This is a genomic window from Planococcus notacanthi, assembly GCF_030407825.1.
GTDB classification, from domain to species: Bacteria; Bacillota; Bacilli; order Bacillales_A; family Planococcaceae; genus Planococcus; species Planococcus notacanthi.
The window spans coordinates 22,990-47,103 of the sequence record NZ_JASDCQ010000001.1 but is presented as its reverse complement, the minus strand read 5'-3'; the positions used below and the strand labels follow the sequence as shown (position 1 = coordinate 47,103).

At 37.8% G+C, this 24,114-nt stretch carries 24 protein-coding genes; 5 read left to right on the top strand and 19 right to left on the bottom strand.

Going from position 1 to position 24,114, the window contains the following annotated elements; genetic code table 11:
* From QMA01_RS00200 to QMA01_RS00190, 3 genes are read right to left on the bottom strand one after another with little or no spacing between them, the layout of a single operon-like run.
* Entirely contained in the window at positions 1-1,311 is a 1,311-nt protein-coding gene (locus tag QMA01_RS00200; protein ID WP_290214031.1) for a GntP family permease, read from the bottom strand.
* Between the two features lie 21 nt (positions 1,312-1,332).
* Complete coding sequence (locus QMA01_RS00195) at positions 1,333-1,986, bottom strand: 3-oxoacid CoA-transferase subunit B (RefSeq protein ID WP_290214030.1); 654 nt, start codon at positions 1,984-1,986, stop codon at positions 1,333-1,335.
* On the bottom strand, positions 1,955-2,659 hold the full coding sequence (locus tag QMA01_RS00190; protein ID WP_290214029.1) for a CoA transferase subunit A: 705 nt from the start codon (positions 2,657-2,659) through the stop codon (positions 1,955-1,957). Before QMA01_RS00190 ends, QMA01_RS00195 begins: the two co-directional genes overlap by 32 nt.
* Before the next feature lie 164 nt (positions 2,660-2,823).
* On the opposite strand from QMA01_RS00190, the gene QMA01_RS00185 reads away from it, so the two are divergent.
* Complete coding sequence (locus QMA01_RS00185; RefSeq protein ID WP_290214028.1) at positions 2,824-3,465, top strand: TetR/AcrR family transcriptional regulator; 642 nt, start codon at positions 2,824-2,826, stop codon at positions 3,463-3,465.
* Here QMA01_RS00185 and QMA01_RS00180 read toward each other — a convergent pair.
* Complete coding sequence (locus tag QMA01_RS00180; RefSeq protein WP_290214027.1) at positions 3,462-4,070, bottom strand: TetR/AcrR family transcriptional regulator; 609 nt, start codon at positions 4,068-4,070, stop codon at positions 3,462-3,464. The genes QMA01_RS00185 and QMA01_RS00180 overlap by 4 nt on opposite strands.
* 143 nt (positions 4,071-4,213) lie before the next feature.
* Between QMA01_RS00180 and QMA01_RS00175 the strand changes: the two genes are divergently transcribed.
* The 4 genes from QMA01_RS00175 (at position 4,214) to QMA01_RS00160 (ending at position 8,175) form a co-directional block, all read left to right on the top strand.
* A complete protein-coding gene (locus tag QMA01_RS00175; protein ID WP_290214026.1) occupies positions 4,214-5,542 on the top strand; it encodes a short-chain fatty acid transporter in 1,329 nt (442 codons plus the stop codon).
* A 19-nt stretch (positions 5,543-5,561) separates the two neighbouring features.
* Positions 5,562-7,082 (top strand): class I adenylate-forming enzyme family protein, encoded by a 1,521-nt coding sequence (locus tag QMA01_RS00170; RefSeq protein WP_290214025.1) that lies wholly within the window; start codon positions 5,562-5,564, stop codon positions 7,080-7,082.
* Positions 7,083-7,519: 437 nt separating this feature from the next.
* Entirely contained in the window at positions 7,520-7,774 is a 255-nt protein-coding gene (locus QMA01_RS00165; RefSeq protein WP_290184077.1) for an AbrB/MazE/SpoVT family DNA-binding domain-containing protein, read from the top strand.
* Complete coding sequence (locus QMA01_RS00160; RefSeq protein ID WP_290214024.1) at positions 7,771-8,175, top strand: type II toxin-antitoxin system death-on-curing family toxin; 405 nt, start codon at positions 7,771-7,773, stop codon at positions 8,173-8,175. Before QMA01_RS00165 ends, QMA01_RS00160 begins: the two co-directional genes overlap by 4 nt.
* A gap of 120 nt (positions 8,176-8,295) precedes the next feature.
* On the opposite strand, the gene QMA01_RS00155 is transcribed toward QMA01_RS00160, so the two are convergent.
* The 15 genes from QMA01_RS00155 to QMA01_RS00085 form a co-directional block, all read right to left on the bottom strand.
* Complete coding sequence (locus QMA01_RS00155; protein ID WP_290214023.1) at positions 8,296-8,715, bottom strand: hypothetical protein; 420 nt, start codon at positions 8,713-8,715, stop codon at positions 8,296-8,298.
* 164 nt (positions 8,716-8,879) lie between these two features.
* Positions 8,880-9,974: a non-hydrolyzing UDP-N-acetylglucosamine 2-epimerase gene (gene wecB / locus QMA01_RS00150; RefSeq protein ID WP_422766032.1), complete on the bottom strand. Its 1,095-nt coding sequence runs from the start codon at positions 9,972-9,974 to the stop codon at positions 8,880-8,882.
* 187 nt (positions 9,975-10,161) lie between these two features.
* Entirely contained in the window at positions 10,162-11,043 is an 882-nt protein-coding gene (gene galU, locus QMA01_RS00145) for a UTP--glucose-1-phosphate uridylyltransferase GalU (RefSeq protein ID WP_290214021.1), read from the bottom strand.
* Between the two features lie 80 nt (positions 11,044-11,123).
* Entirely contained in the window at positions 11,124-12,155 is a 1,032-nt protein-coding gene (locus tag QMA01_RS00140; RefSeq protein WP_290214020.1) for a GDP-mannose 4,6-dehydratase, read from the bottom strand.
* Entirely contained in the window at positions 12,130-13,506 is a 1,377-nt protein-coding gene (locus QMA01_RS00135; protein WP_290214019.1) for a UDP-glucose dehydrogenase family protein, read from the bottom strand. Before QMA01_RS00135 ends, QMA01_RS00140 begins: the two co-directional genes overlap by 26 nt.
* A 122-nt stretch (positions 13,507-13,628) precedes the next feature.
* Positions 13,629-14,903, bottom strand: coding sequence for an oligosaccharide flippase family protein (locus QMA01_RS00130; protein WP_290214018.1), 1,275 nt, complete (start codon positions 14,901-14,903; stop codon positions 13,629-13,631).
* A gap of 33 nt (positions 14,904-14,936) precedes the next feature.
* Entirely contained in the window at positions 14,937-16,064 is a 1,128-nt protein-coding gene (locus QMA01_RS00125; RefSeq protein ID WP_290214017.1) for a glycosyltransferase, read from the bottom strand.
* An 82-nt stretch (positions 16,065-16,146) separates the two neighbouring features.
* Positions 16,147-17,256 (bottom strand): EpsG family protein, encoded by a 1,110-nt coding sequence (locus QMA01_RS00120; protein WP_290214016.1) that lies wholly within the window; start codon positions 17,254-17,256, stop codon positions 16,147-16,149.
* Positions 17,257-17,416: 160 nt separating this feature from the next.
* Complete coding sequence (locus tag QMA01_RS00115) at positions 17,417-18,490, bottom strand: glycosyltransferase (protein WP_290214015.1); 1,074 nt, start codon at positions 18,488-18,490, stop codon at positions 17,417-17,419.
* Between the two features lie 11 nt (positions 18,491-18,501).
* Positions 18,502-18,969 carry an acyltransferase gene (locus QMA01_RS00110; RefSeq protein WP_290214014.1) on the bottom strand — a complete coding sequence of 156 codons (468 nt, stop codon included), beginning with the start codon at positions 18,967-18,969 and terminating at the stop codon, positions 18,502-18,504.
* A gap of 10 nt (positions 18,970-18,979) precedes the next feature.
* Complete coding sequence (locus QMA01_RS00105; RefSeq protein ID WP_290214013.1) at positions 18,980-19,819, bottom strand: glycosyltransferase; 840 nt, start codon at positions 19,817-19,819, stop codon at positions 18,980-18,982.
* Positions 19,819-20,691, bottom strand: coding sequence for an NAD-dependent epimerase/dehydratase family protein (locus QMA01_RS00100; protein ID WP_290214012.1), 873 nt, complete (start codon positions 20,689-20,691; stop codon positions 19,819-19,821). Before QMA01_RS00100 ends, QMA01_RS00105 begins: the two co-directional genes overlap by 1 nt.
* A 20-nt stretch (positions 20,692-20,711) precedes the next feature.
* Positions 20,712-21,314 (bottom strand): sugar transferase, encoded by a 603-nt coding sequence (locus tag QMA01_RS00095; protein WP_290214640.1) that lies wholly within the window; start codon positions 21,312-21,314, stop codon positions 20,712-20,714.
* A gap of 41 nt (positions 21,315-21,355) precedes the next feature.
* Complete coding sequence (locus tag QMA01_RS00090) at positions 21,356-23,191, bottom strand: polysaccharide biosynthesis protein (protein ID WP_290214011.1); 1,836 nt, start codon at positions 23,189-23,191, stop codon at positions 21,356-21,358.
* Between the two features lie 126 nt (positions 23,192-23,317).
* Entirely contained in the window at positions 23,318-24,085 is a 768-nt protein-coding gene (locus QMA01_RS00085; protein ID WP_290214010.1) for a tyrosine-protein phosphatase, read from the bottom strand.
* Between the last annotated feature and the right edge of the window lie 29 nt (positions 24,086-24,114).

Sequence of the window (24,114 nt, the reverse complement as noted above, 5' to 3'; positions counted from 1 at the left end):
TTAATAGAATGTTGCCGCCACTAGTATCGCTGGAACTGCAGCAATTAATGGTCCGACTACGGCGACCATAAATACATGGATATATCCGTCTTTATGTGTTAATCCTGCTACTACCAGCGTGGTGATAACCGCGCCATTATGCGGCAAAGCATCCAACCCGCCGGAAGCCATGGCAGCAACTCGGTGGATGGCATCTGGATTCAAATCAAGATTCAAATAAATATCAGACAAGGTTTCCATGGCGATTCCCAAACCACCAGAGGCCGAACCGGTAATACCAGCGAGCGCCGTGGTTGCGATATAAAGAGAAATCAATGGGCTTCCCGGCAGACTTGTCATCAAATCTGTAAACACAGCAAATCCTGTTGTGGCAGCAATAACCGCACCGTAGCCAACATCCGCACTGGTATTGACCAAGGGCAGGACCGCATTGGTGGCGCCGACGTTGACGGTCTTTTTCTTCACGTCAATGTATTTCCAGAAGACCACACTCGATATCACGACTGAAATCATCAGCGTATACAGCACTTCAATTTTCAGGACGTTGAGCATAATCAACAATAGGACAGGGGGAATAGCACTGATCCAAAGGCTTGGAAGTTTCTTGTCTGCGTATTGATCCACTACTTCGCCTTCTTTTTTGTCCTCCAAGTTTTTCATATTGCCGTAAGTCTCGCCTTTTTTCTCCGCTTTACGCAAGGCATATCTTAAATACCATAGATTAAATGCCAAGACGGTAATAGTCGCCGTAATCCCAATCCAAGCACCTGAAGTGACGCTGGTACCCAAGTAACTGATCGGAATGATGTTTTGAATAGCTGGCGTTCCAGGCAGCATGGTCATCGTAAAGGTTCCGATACCGATGAAAAACGAGGCCAAAAACAAATGCCAGGGAATATCCAATTCTTTAAAAAGTGGTTTGGCGATCGGCAGGACGGCAAAGATAACAACAAATAAGCTGATACCGCCGTATGTCAGAAATGCACAGATGGCCATTACGGAAACCAATACCTTGTATTTACTGCCTTTACCTAAAAGCCTCAACAGCGTTTCAGCAATCTTCCGGGCTGCTCCACTGTCTTCCATGAACTTCCCGAACATCGCAGCAAAAAGAAAGATAAGGTAATAGTTTTTCGCATAATTGATAAAGCCGGTCATGTAATCGTTTTGGAACGAATCCAAAACAGGCATACTGTTTGTGGCTATAACAAACAAACTGACAACCGGTGCAATGATGATGATACTGAATCCCCTAAGTGCCAATACAATTAATAGAACCAATGACAAGATGATCGTGATTACACTCCACATACAAATCCCCCTATAGTTGAATTATTTCTCCAGAATTTTCTCCTTGTCATATTCAAGAGCAAATCCGACTTTCTCACTCAGTTCTTCAATAGAAAGATTGTCTGTGATTTCCACGACCTTCACCCCGTCATCTCCAAAACTGAACACGGCATAATCGGATACGAAAAGATCCACTTTTCTTATGCCACTGGTTTTGTAGCTTAGTTTTTGAACCAGTTTCGAATTCCCATCTTTGGTAAACAACGGCGCTGCCACGATGACTTTTTTTGCCCCTGTCAACAAATCCATGGCTCCCCCGACACCAAGGATAGGCTGATTTGGAACAGCCCAATTGGCAATCTGACCGGATGTTTCTACTTCCAACACCCCTAACACCGCAACGTCTACGTGCCCGCCTCGGATTAATGCAAAAGAATCCGCGCTGCTGAAAAAAGACGAACCTTGTAAATAAGTTACGGGTTCTTTTCCAGCGTTTATCAAATCGATATCCAAGGTATCTTCGGTTGGGGGCGGCCCCATTCCCAGCAACCCATTTTCCGTCTGCAAATAGATTTCTTTATCCCCCAGATATTCAGTGACGATGGTCGGGATGCCTATCCCTAAATTGACGATTTGTCCTTCTTCCAATTCTTCAGAGATTCGTTTAGCTATTTGATGCCGTATGTTCTGTGCCAACGTAATTCCTCCCTTCTTTTTTATGAGCAGTTTTCACGATGTAGTCGACATAAGCATGCGGCGTGACAATCGATTCGGGATCCAGCTCTCCTGCTTCTACAATTTCTTCCACTTCCGCAATGACGATGGTGGCAGCTGTAGCCATCATCGGATTAAAATTCCGTGCGGTCGTGTGGTAAGTAAGGTTGCCCAAGGTGTCGGCTTGCTTCGCTTTGATTAAGGCCACGTTTCCTTTAATGGCCTTCTCGAAAATGAATCGTTCCCCATCGATGACTCTTTCTTCTTTGCCTTCAGCGAGTTCCGTTCCTACAGCCGTCTTGGTATAAAATCCACCAATGCCAGCCCCTCCTGCCCGAATGGCTTCCGCCAAAGTCCCTTGGGGCAATAAATCAATTTCCAATTCACCTCTTTGCCAGGCCTGTACAGCTTCTTTATTGGTTGTGAAAAAGGATCCAATCGCTTTTTTTATCTTTCCTTGGACAAATAGCTTGTGCAGCCCTTGGCCACTGTCGCCCAAATTATTGCTGACCACTGTCAGTCCTTTAATATCCGCATCCAGTAACCCATCCAAAACCGTTAAAGGCGTTCCTGATAACCCAAATCCCCCGACCAATAATTGATCGTGGCTCTTAATCAGCTTCTTCACATCACTTGCTTCAATAAGCTTCTTCATACGACCCCTCCGTTTTGTAAGCGTTATCATTTAACGTTGCTAAATACCCGTTTCCCCTTTATTATTAAGAGTGTAATACCAGACCATAGTCTAGTTTAAATAGACCGTAGTCTGATTCTATTACAGGTTAGAATATTCTGTCAACAAGAAATTGAGGTGTTAAAATGTTAAATCAAGGAAATAAGCAGGCCAGAGGCGAAAAAACGCAAAAAAAAATATTGGAAACCGGATTGCGGCTTTTCGCGAAAAAAGGGTTTGATAAAGTAACAGTCGATGAAATCTGTAAAGAAAGTGGAACCTCTAAAGGATCGTTTTATCAACATTTCTCATCCAAATCGACGCTCTTTCTTGTGAAATTTTCAGAAGCTGACGAACATTATATGCAAGTCTTCAATTCGCTTCCAAAAGAAATGGACATCTACAAGAAAATTGAACTGTTTGTCCACGAGGTCATGTGCTTCTTAAACGATCAAATGGGCAAAGAGCTGATGAAAGTCATCTACAGTTCGGCGCTCTTATCGAAAGAGCATACTTATTTTTTAAATAAAGATCGTGGCTTGACCATCATCTTGCGTTCTTTGGCAGCAGAAGTTTACCAGCAGCATCCGGGTGCATCAGAACAGCAAGTTGAAAATCTTCTGACCATGATGAATCAGGCCATGATGGGAATGATTTATCATTGGGGTGTCAGCCAGTGTGAACGGACGCTTCAGGATCTATCGAGTTACATGATCGGTGTATTGGTCGAAGGCGTGAAAAGTTCAACTAAACATTCTCATGATAAAAAGGATGGTTCTGTGGGTTAACCCACAGAACCATCCTTTTTCATTCCTCGAATGACCAAATCAAACAGCAGCTCCTGCTCCTCTGCCAAACCAAATTCGCCTTTTTGCATTGCCCAATCATATAGAATCCCGCGCATGGCACGAATAAGTGCAATCACCATTTCCCTTACTCCCAGATCATCACGTAATTGACCGCTGCTGACGCCTTCTTTCACAACTTCAACGAGAAAATGATAGAGCGGACGATTCGGATTCCGGAAATAACTTTCCCGCTCCGGATTGAGTTCCTGTTCGTAAATAGTGCGGACGACGTCCCAGCCCAGGTCCTGTTCAATATAAGCCATCTGCATGGACAAGAAACTTTTCAGCTTCTTTACGACATCCGTTTCTTGTTCCAGTTTCGGGAACAGCTCTTCTACATAAAAGTCGTCAATTTCCTTGAACTTCTCCGCAAAGATATCATGCTTACTTTTAAAGTGATTGTAGAAGGCTCCTTTTGATGAAGCCGCCTTCTCGATGATTTCATCCACCGTTACATTGGTGAATCCCTTCTCATTGAATAATTCCAAGGCCACCCGTGAAATTCGTTGTTTCGTTTCTTTGGCTTTTTCTTGTCTTGTGACCATTCTCTTCCACCTTTTCAGAATATTTTAAATTGACTTGACAAACAAACTGCAGTCTGCGAAATTATATTCATAGACTATAGTCTATACATAGAGGAAGAATCAGTCAATAACTTGTAAACGCATACAAATGAGGAGGTATTTACATGCTGAGAAAAGTATCACAGCGTTTTAATGTCGGAGTTGAGAACTACTTACCAAATGCTTTTATCTTTGCTATCCTGCTGACGTTCTTAACTTTGATCCTAGGAATGACCGTCACCAATCAATCGTTGACCGATATGACCACCCATTGGTACACCGGATTTTGGAACTTCCTCGCCTTCACCACACAAATGATCTTGATCCTGATAACGGGCTATGCCTTGGTTAAAGCACCTCCAGTCCAAAAATTGCTGGTGCGTATGGCGTCTATACCAAAAACACAAAAATCTGCGTTGATCATTACGATATTGGTGGCAGCGGCAGCCGGCTATATCAGCTGGGGCCTCGGATTTGTTTTAGGCACCCTGTTTGCCATTGAAGTTGCGAAGAATGTCAAAACAGCCGATTTCCGAATTTTGATTGCGGCTGCTTATACTGGCACCATCGCCATCTTGCCCGCCAGCATCACCGTGACGGCTCCACTCCTCGTCAATACACCAGGCCATTCACTGGAAGGTGAAATTGGGTTGATTCCCTTATCCGAGACCATCTTCAGTCCGACTCTTTTGCTGACTGCGTTCATCGGACTTATCGTTGTCTTGTTCGTTTACATCAAAATGATGCCTAAGCAGGATGAAGTGATTCCGTTTGAAAAAGATATCGATGTATTCGTTGCACCTAAGCAGGAAAAAGCCAAAACTTTTGCAGAAAAACTGGATCGCAGCAAAATCATCAATTATGTAGTGGTCGCGCTTGGAACGTTATGGCTTGTTCAATATGTTATTCAAAACGGCTTTAACTTGGAACTGAATATCCTGAACTTTTTCTTTATCATTCTTGGCCTTGCGCTTCATGGTACACCACTTAGTTATATCAATGCCATCACTGCCGGAATGCCGTCTGCTTCGGGAATCCTGCTGCAATTTCCTTTCTATGCAGGAATCATGGGAATGATGGTCGGTTCTGGATTGATCACCGTCATTTCACAGTCTTTCGTGTCCATCTCAAATGAATACACATTCCCGCTGCTGTCTTTCCTATCAGCAGCAGTCGTCAATGTCTTTGTGCCGTCAGCCGGTGGCCAGTGGCAAATCCAAGGACCCATCATGCTGGAAGCTTCCCGGGCTTTCAACATCCCGATTTCTTCCGTGGTCAATACCGTCACTATCGGAGATTTGGTGACGAACTTGATGCAGCCATTCTTTGTCCTCCCGGCTCTTGGACTTTCCGGACTCGGCTTAAAAGACATTTGGGGCTATTGCCTCGTTTCCATGGTGCTCTTGATGATTGTTGCAGGAACCATCGTTACTGTCATCCCGTTGATTTTCTAAACTGAAAGGGGCTTTTCTTATGCTAACCCATGGCCGGCACACGACCTACACCATGCTTGAAAAACAATCGATAAAGAATCCGGCAAAAGAATTTCTCGTTTTTGGGAATGAAAGTTATAGCTATGCCAAGATGTACCAGCGGGTCAACCAATTGGCGCGTTGGTTCGAACAGAAAGGAATCCGCAAAGGCGATACCGTCGCCGGCTTCCTTTCCAATTCCCCACTCTTTTATGAAACCTGGTTTGCCTGCGGAGCGATCGGTGCGATTCTGCTTCCGGTCAACACTGCAGCGACTGCTTCGGAACTCGATTATTTCCTGGAGCATTCCGAAAGCAAAGGTTTTCTCTATGAGCCGGATCTGATCAATGACATGCATATCGAAACGGCGAATCAAAAAGACTTAGTCTTCTGCCAGCAAAATGACGCTGACTGGTATAAGGAATTATCCAGCTTATCCAATGAAAAAATTACCTGTGATGTATCGCCCGACGATGTCGCCGGCATCATGTACACATCCGGAACGACCGCAAAGCCGAAAGGCGTCTTGATCACCCATGAAAATTACCTATTTGCCGGCCATTCTTCCATACTCTATCAACAGTTAAATTCGGATGACCGCTACTTGATTTTCTTACCGTTGTTCCACGTCAATTCGCAATATTACACATCGATGGCCATGCTCATTTGCGGCGGCACCATCGTTCTGGAAAAACGCTTCAGCTCTTCGACGTTTTGGGACACGGTCGAAAAACACAAGCCGACCGTCACCAGTATGGTTGCCACTACCATTAAGATGCTGCTGGAAAAACCTGAGCATCCGGCAGAAGCAACCAACAGCCTACGCCAGGCAGGCTATGGCCTGTTCGTTACGACACCCAACCTTCAGGCATTCCAACAACGCTTCGACATCAAACTGTTCCAGTGGTATGGACTGACGGAATCCGTCACGACAAACATCGTGACGCCGCTCTACGAAGACATGGCCGTCGATCCGGAAACAGGCATTTCCGCCATCGGAAAACCGGCACTCGGCCATCAGGTAAGAATATTGGATGAAGAAGGAAACGAACTCCCACCGAATCAGGTCGGACAAATTGTCGTCGCCGGTCCTTCCCTGATGAAAGGCTATTACAAAAACCCGGAAGCCACTGCACAGACCCTTCAAAACGGTTGGCTGTTTACCGGAGACAATGGCTATGCCAACGAAGACGGCTTTATCTGGTTTGTTGACCGCAACAAAGACATGATCAAAAGAGCCGGAGAAAATATCTCTTCTATAGAAATAGAGAACATTTTATCTTCACACCCAGCCATCCAAGCCTGTGCCGTTGTCGGTGAACCTGATCCACTCCGTGAAGAAGCGGTCATTGCTTATGTGAAACTGTATGAAGGAAAAGAAGTCGAAGCAGAAGAACTACACGAGTTTTGCGCAAAAGACTTATCCTACTTTAAAGTGCCCCAGGAGTTCCGATTTATTGATGATTTTCCGCGGACGTCGATCGGGAAGATACAGAAGAATTTACTGCGTGGGAACCCCTGAAGAAGTTAATTGTAATTATCTGGATTTTGATAAATATAAAAAAGCAACAACTGGAGTCATTCAGACCCAAGTTGTTGCTTTTAAAATCTAATTCTCCTACCGTGACCATTGACAGCAGAAGTGCATCCTCGTTCGCTTCACACTCTTCCCAAAATTTAATGACCTCGGGATCCCTTCAATGTAAAACCGGAAGTTCGTAAGGTGCCAGGCACCCGCGCAATTGTCCTTAAAGCCACTTTAGGGATGCTCCCTGCAGAATTCTGTACAAATTCGTTACAAAATTCTTTACTTGTATCGCGCATTACACAATAAAGGTGCGTTTTGCGTTTGACTAGAAATTCAGCTTCTTGCCTGAATGAGAAGCAAGCGTTATTATGGTTAGAACAAATACCTTTTGTTAGAACTTATGCCAATGAAATATTGAGGAGGAAGAAACAATGGCCATGACAGAAAGACGCATTACGAAAATCGGCAACTCGCTGGGGTTGACGCTGCCAAACGATGTGCTGAAAGCAATGAATGTCAAAAAGGGCGATGAGGTACAAGTCGAATTGGTTGATAATCAAATCGTCATCAAAAAAGTGCCGAAAATGATTCCGCTTCCGGACGGTGTCCCGTCAGATTTCTTCGACAGGCTCGAAGAAGAAATGGAAGCTCATCATGAAGCATTAAAAGGACTCGTTGACCGATGACCCTTTTTTTCCTGACAGCAGAGATGGCGATCCTGATTAACCAGAAAGTGATTCTCGAGCATTCTGCCGATGAGCAGACCGGTGTAAAGGATCACGCGTTATTGGATTCAGCTTTAAAAAGACCACAGCAATCTTTGTTTGGTCAAGATGCTTATCCAAGCCTCTATGAGAAGGCAGCCGCATTGTTAGAGTCACTGGCTCAAAACCACGCTTTCCATAATGCGAATAAACGTACCGCTCTGATGTGTACGGCGCTCTTTTTCCGTTACAACGGATATATTCTGCGTTTTCCGATAGCTATATGTGAAGAGGATTTTGTGGTGGATGTTGTAAACCACCGGTATACCTTGAAGGAAATGAGTGAAATTTTGCAACAGAACACCACCAAGAGCTCGAGCTGACGAATCGCTGCCAGTGGGACCGATTGGCGCCGCCTTCGACTCCTCAAAATTACAGCAGTTCCCAAATGGTCCCTATTATAAATATTTAATTATTTAGATAATTATTCCCAATCCAAAGCCTTAACTCCCCGCTGCATCAGGCTTTGGACTTTCGGGTCTACATATTCCGTGAATAAACTGAATCTTCTTCAACACAGGGGCGCGATTTCCTATGCTTGGAAAACTATAGAATGAGGTAAAAAATTCTACTGAATCAAATTGTTTCATGTAATTCTTTGCATCAATTGGGGAGAGATAAAGAATATTTTCTCTCTGCTGCGGTTCTCCCAAATAATCATAGTCTATAACAACAATATGATTTGCTTTGTTTCGCTGGAGTTCAGCAATCCACACAGGTGTATCAACAGCGACTCCTAATATAACACTTAAAATCATTTTCTCCTCTTTCTGCGCTTTTCTACATTTTCGTTTACATAATTCTTTAGCGCTTTTTCTTAATCTATGTGCTAGCAAAATAGTTAATAAATTTAGCTGATTCATCCATCACCTCCTTCACATGTTTATTGCAAATAAAAATGTTGTGAATAGTATTTAATATGCATAAAATAAAAAACCTCCTGCAAATTCAACCTACGCAATACACGCAAATTAAACTAACAAAAGGTCATTCTATTTAATGTATCTAATAGCTCCGATCAATATCTTTAATAAGCTACTTCTTTGCCCTCTAAAATATCTGCAATTCGCTTACTAGCAAATCCATCACCATAAGGGTTGCTAGCTTTACTCATTGATTCATACTTCTCTTGATTTTCTAATAGCAATTTAAATGCGTTATAAATCGTCTCTTCATTTGTTCCAACCAATTCAAGTGTTCCCGCAGCAACGCCTTCTGGACGCTCAGTCGTGTCACGCATGACTAGGACCGGTTTACCGAGACTTGGAGCTTCTTCTTGAATACCACCACTATCCGTTAAGATGATGTGTGATCTGGATAGGAAATTATGAAAATCAACTACCTCCAAAGGCTCAATAATTCTTACCCGGTCTAAATCACCCAAAATCTCATTCGCTGCATCTCTTACCAATGGATTCATATGAATTGGATAGATAGCTTTAATATCTGGATGTTCTTCGATAATTCTCTTGATAGCTTTAAACATATTTCTCATCGGCTCACCCAGGTTTTCTCTTCTGTGGGCAGTAATCATGATAAGCTTGCTGTCAGCAGCCCAATCTAATTGATCATGGGAGTAGTCTTCAGTAACCGTCGTTTTTAAAGCATCAACCGCAGTATTCCCCGTAACAAAGATAGAAGCCGGATTCTTTCCTTCTTTTATCAAGTTTTCTTTTGAAATTTCTGTAGGAGCGAAGTTATAATTTGCAACAATGCCTACCGCCTGACGGTTAAATTCTTCCGGATAAGGCGAGTAAATATCATATGTTCTAAGACCTGCTTCAACATGGCCTACAGGAATCTGTAAATAGAAACAAGCGAGTGATGTAACAAATGTCGTAGAAGTATCTCCATGGACCAATACTACATCTGGTTTTACTTCCTCTAAAATGCTCTTCATTTTTTCTAAAATATTTATCGTAACATCAAACAGTGTCTGTTTTTCTTTCATAATAGAAAGATCATAATCCGGTATAACATTAAATGCATCAAGTACCTGTTTAAGCATCTCTTTATGTTGCCCAGTTACACAAACGACTGTATCTAAACCCTCTCTAGTTTTCAGTTCTTGAACCAAGGGACACATTTTAATCGCTTCGGGACGTGTACCAAAAACAACCATTACTTTTTTAGTCAATGCAACAACCACATTTCTTTATAGTTTATAGGTATCTTCAAGTACACAAATATTCTCAGCATCGAAACTATTATTATAAGACGAATAATTCATTTTAATAAACACAGTTTATTAAAACCAGCTTATATATTTTGTATGCAAGCCGGTTTCTAATCATTTAATGAACTTACTTTTAGTTTTTTATTGCTACCGACTCTTGCAGCTTTCTCTCAAACAACTCCAACAACTGATCTCTCAGCTCTGGACGCTTCAAAGCGAACTCAATCGTCGTTTCAATGAAGCCAAACTTCTCTCCTACATCAAACCGCTGTCCGTCAAATTCATAGGCATACACAGACTGAACTTCGTTCAACTTTTGAATGGCATCGGTCAACTGGATTTCTCCACCTGCACCATATTCATGCTTTCCTAAGTATTCGAAGATTTCCGGTGTTAGGATATAACGGCCCATGATTGCATAGTTAGATGGTGCAGTGCCAGCTTTCGGCTTTTCAACAAACTTGTTCACTTCAATCAATTTGCCTTCAACTGAAACAGGATCAATGATGCCATAGCGGTCTGTATCATTCTCAGCTACTTGCTGAACTCCGATAACACTCTTGCCAGTCTTTTCATGCTGGTCCATTAATTGTGCTAAGCATGGTTCTTCGTTTTCAACGATGTCATCGCCCAATAATACTGCAAAAGGTTCGTTACCGATGAATTTACGTGCCGACCAGATAGCATGGCCCAAGCCAAGCGGCTGCTTCTGACGGATGAAATGGATTTCTACTTTCGAGGTCTCCAACACAGAATCCAACATTTCTTGTTTGCCTTTTCTCATCAACGTGTCTTCCAATTCAAAGGCATGATCAAAGTGATCTTCAATCGCACGTTTGCCTTTACCTGTTACGATGATAATATCTTCTATACCAGAAGCAATGGCTTCTTCAATGATGTATTGAATCGTTGGCTTATCGACGATTGGTAGCATTTCTTTAGGCATTGCCTTTGTAGCTGGTAGGAACCTTGTCCCGAGTCCAGCTGCAGGGATTATTGCTTTTTTCACTCTCATCTTTGCACCCACTTATACTTTAGACCTTACTAATTAGTCTTATTTTTTTGTAAAAAAATTGAACTGCTTATCGAAAAAAATTATGCCTTTTTATAATATTCACAGTACCAATCCGTAAACTGCTGAAGTCCTTCTTCAATGGAGGTTTTCGGTTTAAATCCAATTGCTTCTTCTAATAATTTTGTAGAAGCATAAGTCGCAGGAACATCGCCCGGTTTAATCGGCTCGAACTTTTTCTTAAACTCTATAGTTCTGCCAAGACTTTTACTCAAGCATTTTTCAAGCGTCTCAATAAATACCATCAGCTTTTCAGGACTGCTGTTTCCGATATTAAAGACTTTATGCGAAACCTCGCCTGTTTCACTTGGCGAGTTAGAAAGAAGTCGTTGAATGCCTTCTACAATATCATCTATATACGTAAAGTCACGGTATAAGTCATTTTCAAAATCCCCGTTATTAAAGATTTTTATCTCTTCATCTGCAAATAGTTTATCTGTGAATCCGAAGTAAGCCATATCCGGACGTCCCATCGGTCCATAAACTGTGAAGAAGCGAAGTCCAGTTGCTGGAATTTTGTAAAGATGGCTGTACGTATGAGCCATTAATTCATTAGATTTTTTAGTAGATGCATACAACGAAACTGGATTATCCACAAAGTCAGTTTCCTCGAAAGGCACTTTCTTGTTGGCCCCATAAACAGAACTTGAAGAAGCATACAATAAATGATCAACTGGATAATGACGGCATGCTTCCAGGATGTTATAAAACCCAATAACATTGCTTTGAATATAGACATCTGGATTTTCAATCGAATATCTTACACCTGCTTGTGCTGCCAAGTTCACAACAATATTTGGTTTATATTCTTCAAAGAGATTAGTAACTAATTCCTTTTCAGATATATCACCTTTAATAAAAGTGAACTTTTCACTTAATTCTAACTCACTTAAGCGATTATGCTTTAAATTTACATCATAATATTCATTAAGATTATCAATTCCAATTACACGGCATCCCAACTCCAATAACCGTTTTGAAAGGTAATAACCAATAAATCCAGCTGCACCGGTAATAAAATATACTTTATTAGAGTCTAGAGGCTTGTAACTCAAGCTTTCTCATCTCCTTAAGCGCGTCTTGGTTTGCCGGAGCTCTACCAACTGAATAGTATTCTACTCCAGCTTGTTCCATTTCTTCAACACTGTGAAGATTGCGGCCATCATAAACCAATGGAGTTCTCATCAACTCTTTAAAAGCTTTTGCATCAACAGCTTTAACTTCTTTCCACTCAGTAAAGATGAAGCATACGTTTGCATCTTCTAAAGCATCTTCAACACTTGATACGTATTTAATGCTGCCTTTATCACTCTTGCCTTCAGGAAAGGCTTTAGCGAAGTTTTCTGCCCCAATTGGATCATATGCATAAATATCAGCACCTTGGTTTAACAACAAAGGAACATTCTCCAACGATGGTGCTTCTCTTAAATCATCTGTTCCTGGCTTAAATGTAAGACCTAGAACGGCGACTTTAAGGCCATTAAATGTAATTAAACGCTTACTAGCTTTTTTATACAATAAAGTCTTTTGATCTTTGTTCACATCAATCGCGGCTTTGACTGTCTTCAAGTCATAGCCATTTTGTGTGGCCAAGTATTCAAGCGCCTTCGTATCTTTAGGGAAACAAGATCCGCCGTAACCGATACCGGCATTTAAGAATTTACTGCCGATGCGATCGTCAAAGCTCATTCCTTTAGCAACATCTTGAACATCCGCTCCGACTAGCTCACACAGGTTTGCTATATCGTTCATATAAGATATCTTCAATGCCAAGAAATCATTAGAAGCGTATTTAATCATTTCTGCAGACTTTCTGTTTACAGATACAATTGGTAACTTAAATGGCTCATAAATCTTTTGTAAAAGATCTTCGGCCCATTCACTTTCGGTACCAATGATGATTCTTTTCGCATTCAAAGTATCATGCACTGCAGATCCCTGCGCCAAAAATTCAGGGTTTGAAGCAACTTCTACCCTTACATCATTAATCAAGAAATCATAGATAAACTGTTCAACCTTGTCATTTGTACCCACTGGAACTGTAGATTTAACCACAACTAAGCAATCTTTTTCAATGGTTTCAGCAATTTGTCGAGCGACCGTCGCTATGTAAGATAGATTTGCAGATCCATCCTCGTTTTCCGGAGTTCCTACACCAATGAAAACTGCATCTGCGTCTTTATAAGCAGATTTGTAGTCAGTCGTGTATCGTAGTCTTCCAGCTTCGTAATTTTTCTTCATTAATTCTTCTAAACCTGTTTCATATATTGGAGATACTCCCGATTTCATTAAGTTTACTTTATTTTCATCTATATCCACGCAGACTACTTGGTGACCTCTTTCAGCAAAACAAACTCCTGCTACTAAACCTACATATCCTGTACCCGCTACAGCTATTTTAAACATTTAGTTCTCCTTTCTGATTTTGAATTATACTCTATAAGAATTTTATTAAAGTACATGAAATTTGTTAATCTTTTCGAATTTTAAGCATTCTTATTTAAAATTTTAATTTTTAGAAAACAAAATTAAGCACCCTTTACTTTTTCATATAATATTACTTTTCTTATTTGATATATTAGAGCAATACTTAATATAAATTCGCCAACAAATGCCGCTAATGCAATTCCAAAGACACCCCAAATTGAACCGAATACAATATTTACTATTAACAATGCTAGAAGTCCTAATTTAAATGCTGTACTATACTCTTTTAAATAACCACTTGCTACTAATATTTGAATACCTAAGAAATTATTTAAGACACTAAAAAACATCCAACAGGTGAGAGGAATTAATAGAAATGAATACTCTGCATACTCTTCCCCGAAGAGAATTCTAACAAGACTTTCGGATTCCACTACCAAAACCAGGCTAATAAAAATTATGATAGGCATTACATAAAGCCCAATAACTTTCACTTTATTTAATCCTTTATTAAAAGAATCTGTATAATGCTTACTTATATATGGAAATATCGCTTGGCTAATAGGAGCAAACATCATAGAAATGATAAGTGGGATTTTTTGTATTGCAGAATATATTCCAACTGCCGCTTCTGTACTTGTAATGCCTAAAGTAGTGATTCCGAAACCACTAAAAATCTTTGTCATCGCTGAAGTTGTAAATGTATGCCAACCATCTCTAAGTTCTAATATAATATCCTGATAAGATGGTAAAACGAACTTTATTTTTAATGTTTTAAAAACGAGTATTAAACTAGCAATACCACTAAATAAAAATGTAAATGCGTACAAAAAACTATACAAATATAAATCATCAGCATTTTTAACGAAAACAAATATTAATATTAAAGATATACTTCTTGCAATAACACTAATAATTGTTATGTATTTCATACGTTGCAAACCTTGAAATAACCAGGTCTGCTGTATAGAAGAACCAACAACTAATAAATATAATATAAACATAGTCAGAGATTGTTCTTTTTTAATATCAAAAAGAATAATAATAAAAAACATTACAATAAATGTAATAAAACAAAGTAATAACTTGATAACCATTATGGAACTAAAAATTCTATTAATTTCTTTTTTATCATTAGTAATAGCTATTTTTCTTGATGCAGACAGATTAAAACCGTATTCTACTAATACTTGAAAATACCCAATAATATTCAGTGAAAATGAGAAAAAACCAAAGCTTGAACTCCCCATTACCCTCGTAATGTAAGGTAAAGTTAAAAAGGGTACTAACGTATTGAAAATTTGAAGAACATATAGCCACGCGCCATTTTTAAATACATTCGATGAGAATATTTTTTTCAGAGTATTTGTTACCAAATGTTTCAACCTCACTATAGATGCATTTAAAATTTAACGAAGGTTATTAGTTATTTCGCTTAGAATTTCTCTCATATCTGTATTCTCGTAAAAAATTGTAGCTTTTTCTGCCATATAATTATAGTTGTCCTCTACTTCACTAATTGCATTTATTATATTTTTTTCATTAAAACTTTCAAAACAAACTCCACATTCTGTTGTATTAAATATATAAGAAAGACCTGGAATGTCATTTCCAATCATAGGAATACCAAACATAGTATATTCATAAAGCTTATTAGGCGCACAATATAAGGCATTTAAATTTGAAAATTCATTTTTTGTAGGAACGTAAGACAATATACCAATGTATGCATTACTGGTAATTTCTAAGTGGTATGGAGGAGGAATAAAAGGTATAAAATATAAATTCTTACTAGTACTATTCTTATAAATATTCTCTCCACCTGACATAATAACAAATGCATAATCGTCACCTAGTTTATCAATTGCATTAATAAAAGGATCTAAAGGTCTTTCTAAACTTATAACTCCTTGATACAAAATAATTTTCTTTCCTCTTAATTTATTCATTATTTTTGCCGCTTCTTCATTTGTTATCTCTGAATTTCTACTAATGGCATAATTATTATAGGGTTTATTGGGTAAAATATATGGAGTTTTTTCTAGTTCCCACCATGCTTGTGCTATATGAGCTCTATTATACTCAGCTTGAATTACAACTTCAGACTTTTTAGCATACTTGGCTGTATTTAACGCAATACTAGGAAATTTGCGATAATATATGCTATTTTTACTCAACTCAAACATATGTAAGACATATCTTTTCCCCAACAATTTACTCCCTAAATGCTTCAAAGCTAAATCTGAGAATACCCATATTACAGTGTCATTGTCATAGCATTTATCTATTTCCTTCCAAATTTTCTTTTTAATTTGTAGCATTCTAACTAATTTTAATAAGGGATGAATAGGTTTTTCATAATTTGCTTTAATGTCAATTATACTAATATCACGTTCTATACAAATTTTCTTTGTCTGAGTGTCCATGTCTGTAGTGCATAACACCAATTCTATACCTAAATCTTTAAGATAATTTAATACCGATAAAACAGGAGGATACTTATTTACAGGTCCTATGTTAACTAAAATTATTTTCATATTAACGCTCCTAACAACTCTTCAATTCTAATGTAAAATAAAAAAAGTTAAAAATTTAGCAATGAATTAAAGTAGTATAAAATTAAAAAAAGCTATAAGGATATATCTCATTCCATTCAGGCCTTAACATTTGAATAGTAGCGACATAAGCAAAGAATAATAAAATGATAAAATATATTAAAGTATACCTTAACTTGCTATCTTTTAATTGCACCATCACATTAGGTAAGTAAACAATGGCGAAAACAATAAAGTAATCCCCTATTCTATCAAGAAGATTAAATCTAAATGAGATGAATATTAATGATATTCCTGTAAACAATAAGATAAGCATATTATGATTATCCTCATTATCTCTTTCCTTTGTTTTAAAGGAAATTTCTTTTTTCTCATTAATATGCTTTTGATGATTAATTAAAATCCCTAATAAAGCTATGCTAATTCCTACTAGCATATTCATTACACTGGCTAACCTTACTTCTCCATTCAAGTAATCAGATCCTACATAGTAACCATAAGTAGGAAATAGACTTAAGGACATGCTAAGTAGGCTAGGAAAAGAAAAATACATTCCTATACTTACTAAACAGAATATTGCAATGGTTTTTAAAGTAATCTTCATCTTAATTAATGGCCAAGCAATTAAAAAGAAAATAGCTGTTCTATGAAAAAGAGAAGCTAAAATTATTACGAAAATAAATCTAAATGCTTTTTTATTTTTTAGAAAATCATAAGACAATAATACTAAAACGATTGCAATGTTAAGTCTAATTGTGTTTAAAGACATTCCATAATATCCTAAAGTAAAAAATAAATAAACGCTTAACCATGGAATTTTAGAATATTTGGAAATGAATCTCGCAAAACCTAACATTATAATAATACTTGTAACAATTAATATAATTTGAGGATTACTTGAAAAATAACTTAATACTTTGTTTAAATAGACATAACCTACTTCGAATCTTGGGCTAAATAAAGACAGATTATCAGAGACACTGATTTCCTTAAATAAATTTAAATAATTTATTGTATCATTCCCTACATTTTCTCCTCTAAAAGCGCTTAAGATAAGGAATAATCCAAAAGTGAAATATATATACATATTTTTTTTCAGATCACTCTTGTTACTAAAACCTAGAAAAGCTCCTAATACAAGTATATAAATTATCAATAGATAAAATAACCACATTTTAATCTTCCTCAATTTACAAAGATGAGATAATTCACTCTGTATTATATTTGAAAATGCTAATTCAGAAAATATATAATAAAGTTTGTAAATAGCTTTCGTCTAAAAATATAAACTCATAGCTATAAGATAAATAAGTTGAAAAGTCTACTCCTATTACTTAACAGTCATAGGCAGCTATCTTCCTTAACTTTTCAACTGATAATTTAGCTATATGTTCCCAATTGTAGAACTCATTTACATATTCTGAAGTGTGAGTAACATAGAAATTTTGATTATTTTTATAATCTTCTACTCCCTTTAAAACTGTTTGAGATATAGTTTCTTTTTCTGTTCCCCACCCAAGATTGTTTTTTTCTATCATACTCTTTACATTAGTACCTTCTGTGACTATGCAAGGAATTCCATGAGAAAGAGCTTCTAATATAGTCATTGGAAATCCTTCATACCTAGAAGTCAATATCATCATGTTATACCTTTTAAAAACTTCATCTTTTTCCTTCCCATATACTGGACCCTTATAATCTACTTCTAAGTAATTTAATTGATCAATGGAATTTTTAAGGATAGCAACATCTCTATCTGAACCAATTCCATAGATATCTAATATAAAGTCTCTTTTTTGGTTATCAATTTCCTTTAAACTTTCAAGTAAAATATCTAATCCCTTATGATCAATATCAATTCTTCCTAAGAAAAAAATTTTTATCTTTTCTTCTAATACTTTTCCAATAGTTTTTTCAAGAATAGTGATACCGTTTGGAATGATTAAATCATGATTGGTTTTAAATATTGCTTTTTCTTGCTCATTCTCATTCAGAAAAATATACCCAAAAGCATTTTTAACGAATTTACTAAAAAATAATTTATTTGCAATATACTTTTTTATTCTTCCTTTTTTTTGTGCTGTTTTCATAAAAGAACTATGTGGTTGTATATAGTATAATAATTTTTCCTTTTCAAGTATTTTAGAAGTATTAATATATTCTTTAAAATAATATCCATGAAAAATTGTGATATCTGGTTCGTACTCTTGCAAAAAAAATTCGATTTTACTTTGACTATCTAAAAAATAAAAAAATTTAGATTCAATATTATTAATGTCATGTTTAATTGAGAGTACCCTTGATTCAACTTCTTCTATTTCATTTTGATGCTTTACTAACTTTTCTAAGACTACTGGAATACCTCCATATTTGTTAAGGTGAGTCGCAGTAATATGCAAAATTTTCATTTTATACATCCTTATATAATTTTTTTTATAGCTTTTGCTGGACTGCCTCCATAAATGTAGCCACTTTGCAACAAATCTTTAGTCACAACTGAACCAGCAGCTACAACTATATCTTTTGCTATGGTAACTCCAGGCAATACAGTTACGTTAGCACATAACCATACATTCTCTCCAATAATTATTTTTTTATTAATATGCTGTTTTGTAATTTTGTTTTTTTCCCAGTTTTCTAAACTGTATCCTGTTGAAATTAATGAAACTCCATATGATAGAGTTACATTTTCTTTTACTATAATTTTTCCTGCACCATGAAGAAAAACATTATCGTTTATTCTTACATCTTTTTCGAAAATAATTTCTTTTGAATTAATCATTCTTGGAATTCCGTATAATATAACTCCATTACTATAAATACTTCGATTTAATAATTTGTGCATGAATATATGTATTTTTTTTATTATTTTGTAAAAATATTCCATATTACCATATTCACCTTCCAATTTCCGGCTTATAAGTTTTTCTTAAGAAGTTATTAGATAACCATTTTAGTAGCCACATTGGTGATACAAACATTATTATCTGCCCTAGTGTAACTATAGTTAAATCTACAATATTACAGTGGCCTCTTTTCCAAATTGTGTATTGTGCTAAAACATAACTTTTACAATATGACCAACTTTTTCTTCGTTTAAAATTATCTTCATTTGACCTGAATAAAACAAGGGCTTCATTAATATTTTCACCCTTACAGTTGTTATTTATCATCCTTGAAAACAAATCTAAATCCTGTTTTCTTCTAAGTTCTCCATAACCTCCTACTCGAATTACTTCCGATTTTTTATACATGACTGTTGGATGGTTAAACGGACTTCTTCTTCTAATAAACTTTTTTATATCATGATTTTTTAAGGGTACAATTCTTGAAGAAATAATATTCTTTGGTTCGTCATAAAATTCATCTATCATAGTTCCAACAATATCCAACTCTTTGTCTTTGTTAAATAGCAGTAACTGCATTTCGCATCTTTTTTCTAAAGAAATATCGTCACTATCCATTCTCGCAACTAACTCATTTTTACAGATTGCTAATCCAGCATCCAATGCTTTACCTAAGCCCACATTTTTCTCTAAAGATAGTAACTTAAATAAAGTTGACTCACTTTCAATAAACTTATTTATAATCAGGTCTAGTTCTTCAGTTAATTTACCGTCTTTTACTATCACAATTTCGTCTGGTTTTACCGTTTGATTAACCATACTTCTTAAACTAGCCTCTAAATAAGCAGGTTTTTCTTTATTATATACCGACATTAAAACGCTATACTTCACTAGGATTCCCTGCTTTCAGTTACTTTTATTGATTCATTAAATTTTCTAATTTCATAATTCTTTTTATACTCACTCATATTTTTTTCATATACAAAATTTCCAAAAACTTTATTAACAACTTTTAGTTTCCCGACTAACAATTTTAAGAAACTATTAAATATTTTTGTAAACATTATTTTTCTGCCATGCACACCTGCAATAATCCTTACCATTTCAGTAGTTTTTACATACTCCTTATTTTGAGGGAAAAATATTCCTCTCTCTTCATTTTCTACCATTAGTCTTAAAAACTCATTCAAATTATCTATGTGGAGCATACTACGCTGATTTTCATAGTCAGGAAATACCGGAAGTATTTTAGCAGCTTTAGCCAATTTCGGATAATTTCCTTTAGAGTTCTTTCCATAAATCATAGGAGGTCTAACAACAGCAACTTTAAAATCTTTACTTTCAAGAAGCTTTAATCCTTCTTCTGCTTGAAGCTTACTGTTTCCGTAAAAATTACTTGGCTTAGGTACTGTATTTCTATCGATAACTGTCTTATCGCTATTACTGTCTCCATAAACAATGATGCTGCTCATGAATATAAACTGTTTGACGTCATTTCTCTTAGCATATTCTGCTACTTCAATTGTAAGGTCACGATTCACTTTATAATACTGCTCTTCCATTTTAGGATCTGTAGAAACATGAGCAATTCCAGCAACATGTAATATAGAGTCATATGAGGAAAAGTCTTTCTTTTTCCAGTCTTCTCCTCGAACAGATAATTCTTCTACTTCATACATTTCAGGCCATTGGCTTATCCACTCTATAAAGTTAGTTCCTACGTAGCTTCCTTGTCCTGTAATTAAAATTCTTTTTTTACTCATGCCTCATACACCTTTTTATGTTAAGAATTTTTATTAGTTATGTTTGTACCTTCTTTAACCCCATCACTCTTCAAAACACTAAAAACAGTCCCAAAGAATATTTTAAAGTCCAACACCGGACTCATCTTCTCAACGTACTCTCCATCAATCTTCGCCTTAACTTCAATCGCCAGTTCATCTCTACCGCTAATCTGAGCAAGCCCTGTCAACCCAGGCAAAATATCATTCGCCTTATACTTATCCCGCTCAGCAATCAGATCATACTGATTCCACAGCGCAGGACGTGGACCAATGATGCTCATTTCACCCTTTAAAATGTTGAACAGCTGAGGCAGCTCATCCAAGCTGGTCTTTCGTAAAAACTTACCTGTTTTAGTAATGAAAAAGTCAGGTTTTTCCAGTAAGTGAGTTGGCATATCGTTAGGCGTATCGACTTTCATCGTCCGGAACTTTAAGATATTGAAATTCTTCTTGTCCTTTCCTATTCTTTTCTGTCTAAAAAGAATAGGACCTGGTGAATCTATCTTTATTAAGATACATAAAAGCAAAAGAACAGGAGATAAACAAATAATAATTAATAGCGATAAAGAAAAATCTAAAATTCTTTTCGTGAATGAGAACATATTGTTCTCCTTTCTATCTTCAATTTTTCTATTTACTTTTATCAAGCAGAACCAACTTCTACTTTCGGAGTCGCTACATTCTTCCGATTAGCCAACCCAACCAAAACATCCTTAACTTCATCATTCCGCATATCAGGCAGCTTCTCCAAAAGATAAGTCAGCTCACCTTCACTAACCGGATTCGCTTTCCCAATATAAATCTTCGGAAAGACCTGCTCAGTCTGAATCTCGTTTTCATTCAGCAGCTCTTCAAACAACTTCTCCCCAGGACGAATCCCAGAAAAATTGATGCCAATTTCGCCTTCAGAGTAACCAGACAAGCGAATCAAGTTCTGAGCCAAATCAACAATCTTCACAGGTTCCCCCATATCCAGTACAAACACTTCTCCGCCTTCAGCCAAAGTTCCAGCTTGAATGACTAAACGTGACGCTTCTGGAATGGTCATGAAATAACGAGTCATGCGTGGGTCTGTTACGGTAATCGGACCACCGGCCGCAATTTGTTTCTTAAATAGCGGAATAACCGATCCGCGAGATCCAAGTACATTCCCAAAACGTACAGCTGCGAACTTCGTTTCGCTGCGTTTAGCCAGGTTCTGCACAATCATTTCCGCAAAACGTTTTGTCGCACCCATAACGTTCGGTGGGTTCACTGCTTTATCAGTCGATACCATAACGAAGTTGCCTACACCGCTTAAGTGCGCAGCTTCTGCAACGTTCTTTGTTCCATAAACATTGTTTTTGACCGCTTCCATCGGGTTCCCTTCCATCAACGGCACATGCTTATGCGCCGCTGCATGGTAGACAACATCCGGTTTATAGGTCTCCATGATATCCATGATGCGTTCTCGATCTTGGACATCGGCGATGATAGGAATGATTTCTGTATCCGGTGCCACTGTTTGGCGAAGCTCCATGTCGATCAAGTAAATCGAGTTTTCTCCGTGGCCCAAAAGCAATAGCTTCTTCGGACCGAAACGAGCGATTTGGCGTGAAATTTCGGAGCCGATTGAACCTCCAGCACCCGTTACCAAAATCGTTTTACTGGTCAACTGATCAGCAATCTTGTCCATGTCCAACTTAACTTCATCGCGGCCTAACAGGTCTTCGATTTTAACATCCTGGATATCCGTTACTGATACTTTCCCAGTCATGATATCTTCGATCATCGGAATCGTCTGTGTCCGGATACCGGAGTCCATGCAAGTCTTGATCAACTCAGCCGTTTCCTGCTTGCCGAGTGAAGGAATGGCGATAATGATGGTATCGATCAAATTGTCTTTGGCGATATCTGCAACGTCCTGCGTGCTGCCATGTACCACTCGAACCCCATAAATATCAAGGCCTTGCTTGTTTTTGTCATCATCCACATACAATACGGGCAATAAGCCGTTTTCAGGATTCGCCAGTAATTGGCGTGCCACTAAGCTGCCTGCTTTGCCGGCTCCAACGATTAATGTGCGTTTTAGTTCGGAGCCTTTGTGGTTGATGGCTTTATCGCGGAACAAACGCCATGACAAACGCGAACCACCGATTAAGATGAGATGAAGCATCCAGGTAATCGCCAATGCTCTGAAGAGGACATCTCCTCTGTAAAGGTATTGCACAACGCCGATTGCGACAATCGACCAAGTGACCGCTTTAAAGATGGAAGTCAGTTCGCCGATTGAGGCATACTCCCAAACTTTCCGGTACAAGCCGTAATACATCGCTAAGGCATGGTGGGCAATGAAAATGGTCAATGCACTGGCCATTAAGAATTTGTTTTGCAGGACATCGTTATAAGGATAAAGAACATAATAACCGATAAAAATGGAGAAAAAGACGATAAATGAGTCAACTACCAATAATAAAGAAACGCGGTTTTTCAAAGACAATAGGGGTCAATCCTTTCAATATCCATTACTTTCTGCATATATACGTTAAAACCTTGTTTATTCTAACATACTATTTACTGGAAATGATAGGATTTTATAAACAAAATAATACTTTTTTATTATTTATTAAGCAAATATATTCCACCATTTCCCTTTACGGATGTCTTCCGGCTCTAAAACATGTAAATGTTCATCCAAAAGAATGCGCTCGTTGTTTTCCAAGAAGATATCGACCATGTCGTGCTGGTTCTTCTTCTCTAGATAATCGAGTCCTTCATTGAATAAGAATGGCCGTTTGTCCAGGCTATGGACATCTGACCCATAGACATGGATCAGGTTGGCATCGATTAAGCTCATCGCTGTACGCTGGATCGCTTTGCCGAAGCTGCCGGCAACTGATCCCGCTGTGACTTGTGCCATGGCACCGTGAAGCAAAAGTTTCTTCAAGCGCTCCGGCTTTTCAATGATACCCTGATTGCGTTCGGCGTGAGCGATGATCGGCACGTAGTTACTGGTGATCAATTGCTGGATAACAGGAACTGTGTAAGCTGGGATTCCAGATGAAGGCAATTCCAATAGGACGTATCTGGAACCTGCCATCGTCAAGGCTTCTCCTGCCAATAACCGTTCAGGCAATTTATCAGAAAGACGGCATTCCTGCCCGCTGTATATTTTAAGAGGGAGTTGTTCTTGTGCAATATAGCTGTTGACCAGCTCCAATTGTTTCTTTAAAGCAGCTAAGTTTGTTTGGAAATTCGGGTGAAAGGCATGGGGGGTGGCGATGATGCCAGTAAGCTGTTCTTCGACTGCTTTTTCCAGCAATCGCTTTGTCTGTTCCATCGTTTCTGCTCCGTCATCAAGTCCGGGCAGTATATGGGCATGTGTGTCGATCATTGTTGAGTCCTCCTTTGACGCTTTAAAAA

Bases quoted from the DNA above. Each gene is read 5' to 3' on its own strand.
- QMA01_RS00200 (WP_290214031.1), bottom strand. From the start codon at position 1,311: ATGTGGAGTGTAATCACGATCATCTTGTCATTGGTTCTATTAATTGTA.
- QMA01_RS00190 (WP_290214029.1), bottom strand. From the start codon at position 2,659: ATGAAGAAGCTTATTGAAGCAAGTGATGTGAAGAAGCTGATTAAGAGC.
- QMA01_RS00185 (WP_290214028.1), top strand. From the start codon at position 2,824: ATGTTAAATCAAGGAAATAAGCAGGCCAGAGGCGAAAAAACGCAAAAA.
- QMA01_RS00180 (WP_290214027.1), bottom strand. From the start codon at position 4,070: ATGGTCACAAGACAAGAAAAAGCCAAAGAAACGAAACAACGAATTTCA.
- QMA01_RS00175 (WP_290214026.1), top strand. From the start codon at position 4,214: ATGCTGAGAAAAGTATCACAGCGTTTTAATGTCGGAGTTGAGAACTAC.
- QMA01_RS00170 (WP_290214025.1), top strand. From the start codon at position 5,562: ATGCTAACCCATGGCCGGCACACGACCTACACCATGCTTGAAAAACAA.
- QMA01_RS00165 (WP_290184077.1), top strand. From the start codon at position 7,520: ATGGCCATGACAGAAAGACGCATTACGAAAATCGGCAACTCGCTGGGG.
- QMA01_RS00160 (WP_290214024.1), top strand. From the start codon at position 7,771: ATGACCCTTTTTTTCCTGACAGCAGAGATGGCGATCCTGATTAACCAG.
- QMA01_RS00155 (WP_290214023.1), bottom strand. From the start codon at position 8,715: ATGAATCAGCTAAATTTATTAACTATTTTGCTAGCACATAGATTAAGA.
- wecB (WP_422766032.1), bottom strand. From the start codon at position 9,974: ATGGTTGTTTTTGGTACACGTCCCGAAGCGATTAAAATGTGTCCCTTG.
- galU (WP_290214021.1), bottom strand. From the start codon at position 11,043: ATGAGAGTGAAAAAAGCAATAATCCCTGCAGCTGGACTCGGGACAAGG.
- QMA01_RS00135 (WP_290214019.1), bottom strand. From the start codon at position 13,506: ATGTTTAAAATAGCTGTAGCGGGTACAGGATATGTAGGTTTAGTAGCA.
- QMA01_RS00125 (WP_290214017.1), bottom strand. From the start codon at position 16,064: ATGAAAATAATTTTAGTTAACATAGGACCTGTAAATAAGTATCCTCCT.
- QMA01_RS00120 (WP_290214016.1), bottom strand. From the start codon at position 17,256: ATGTGGTTATTTTATCTATTGATAATTTATATACTTGTATTAGGAGCT.
- QMA01_RS00115 (WP_290214015.1), bottom strand. From the start codon at position 18,490: ATGAAAATTTTGCATATTACTGCGACTCACCTTAACAAATATGGAGGT.
- QMA01_RS00110 (WP_290214014.1), bottom strand. From the start codon at position 18,969: ATGGAATATTTTTACAAAATAATAAAAAAAATACATATATTCATGCAC.
- QMA01_RS00100 (WP_290214012.1), bottom strand. From the start codon at position 20,691: ATGAGTAAAAAAAGAATTTTAATTACAGGACAAGGAAGCTACGTAGGA.
- QMA01_RS00095 (WP_290214640.1), bottom strand. From the start codon at position 21,314: ATGTTCTCATTCACGAAAAGAATTTTAGATTTTTCTTTATCGCTATTA.
- QMA01_RS00085 (WP_290214010.1), bottom strand. From the start codon at position 24,085: ATGATCGACACACATGCCCATATACTGCCCGGACTTGATGACGGAGCA.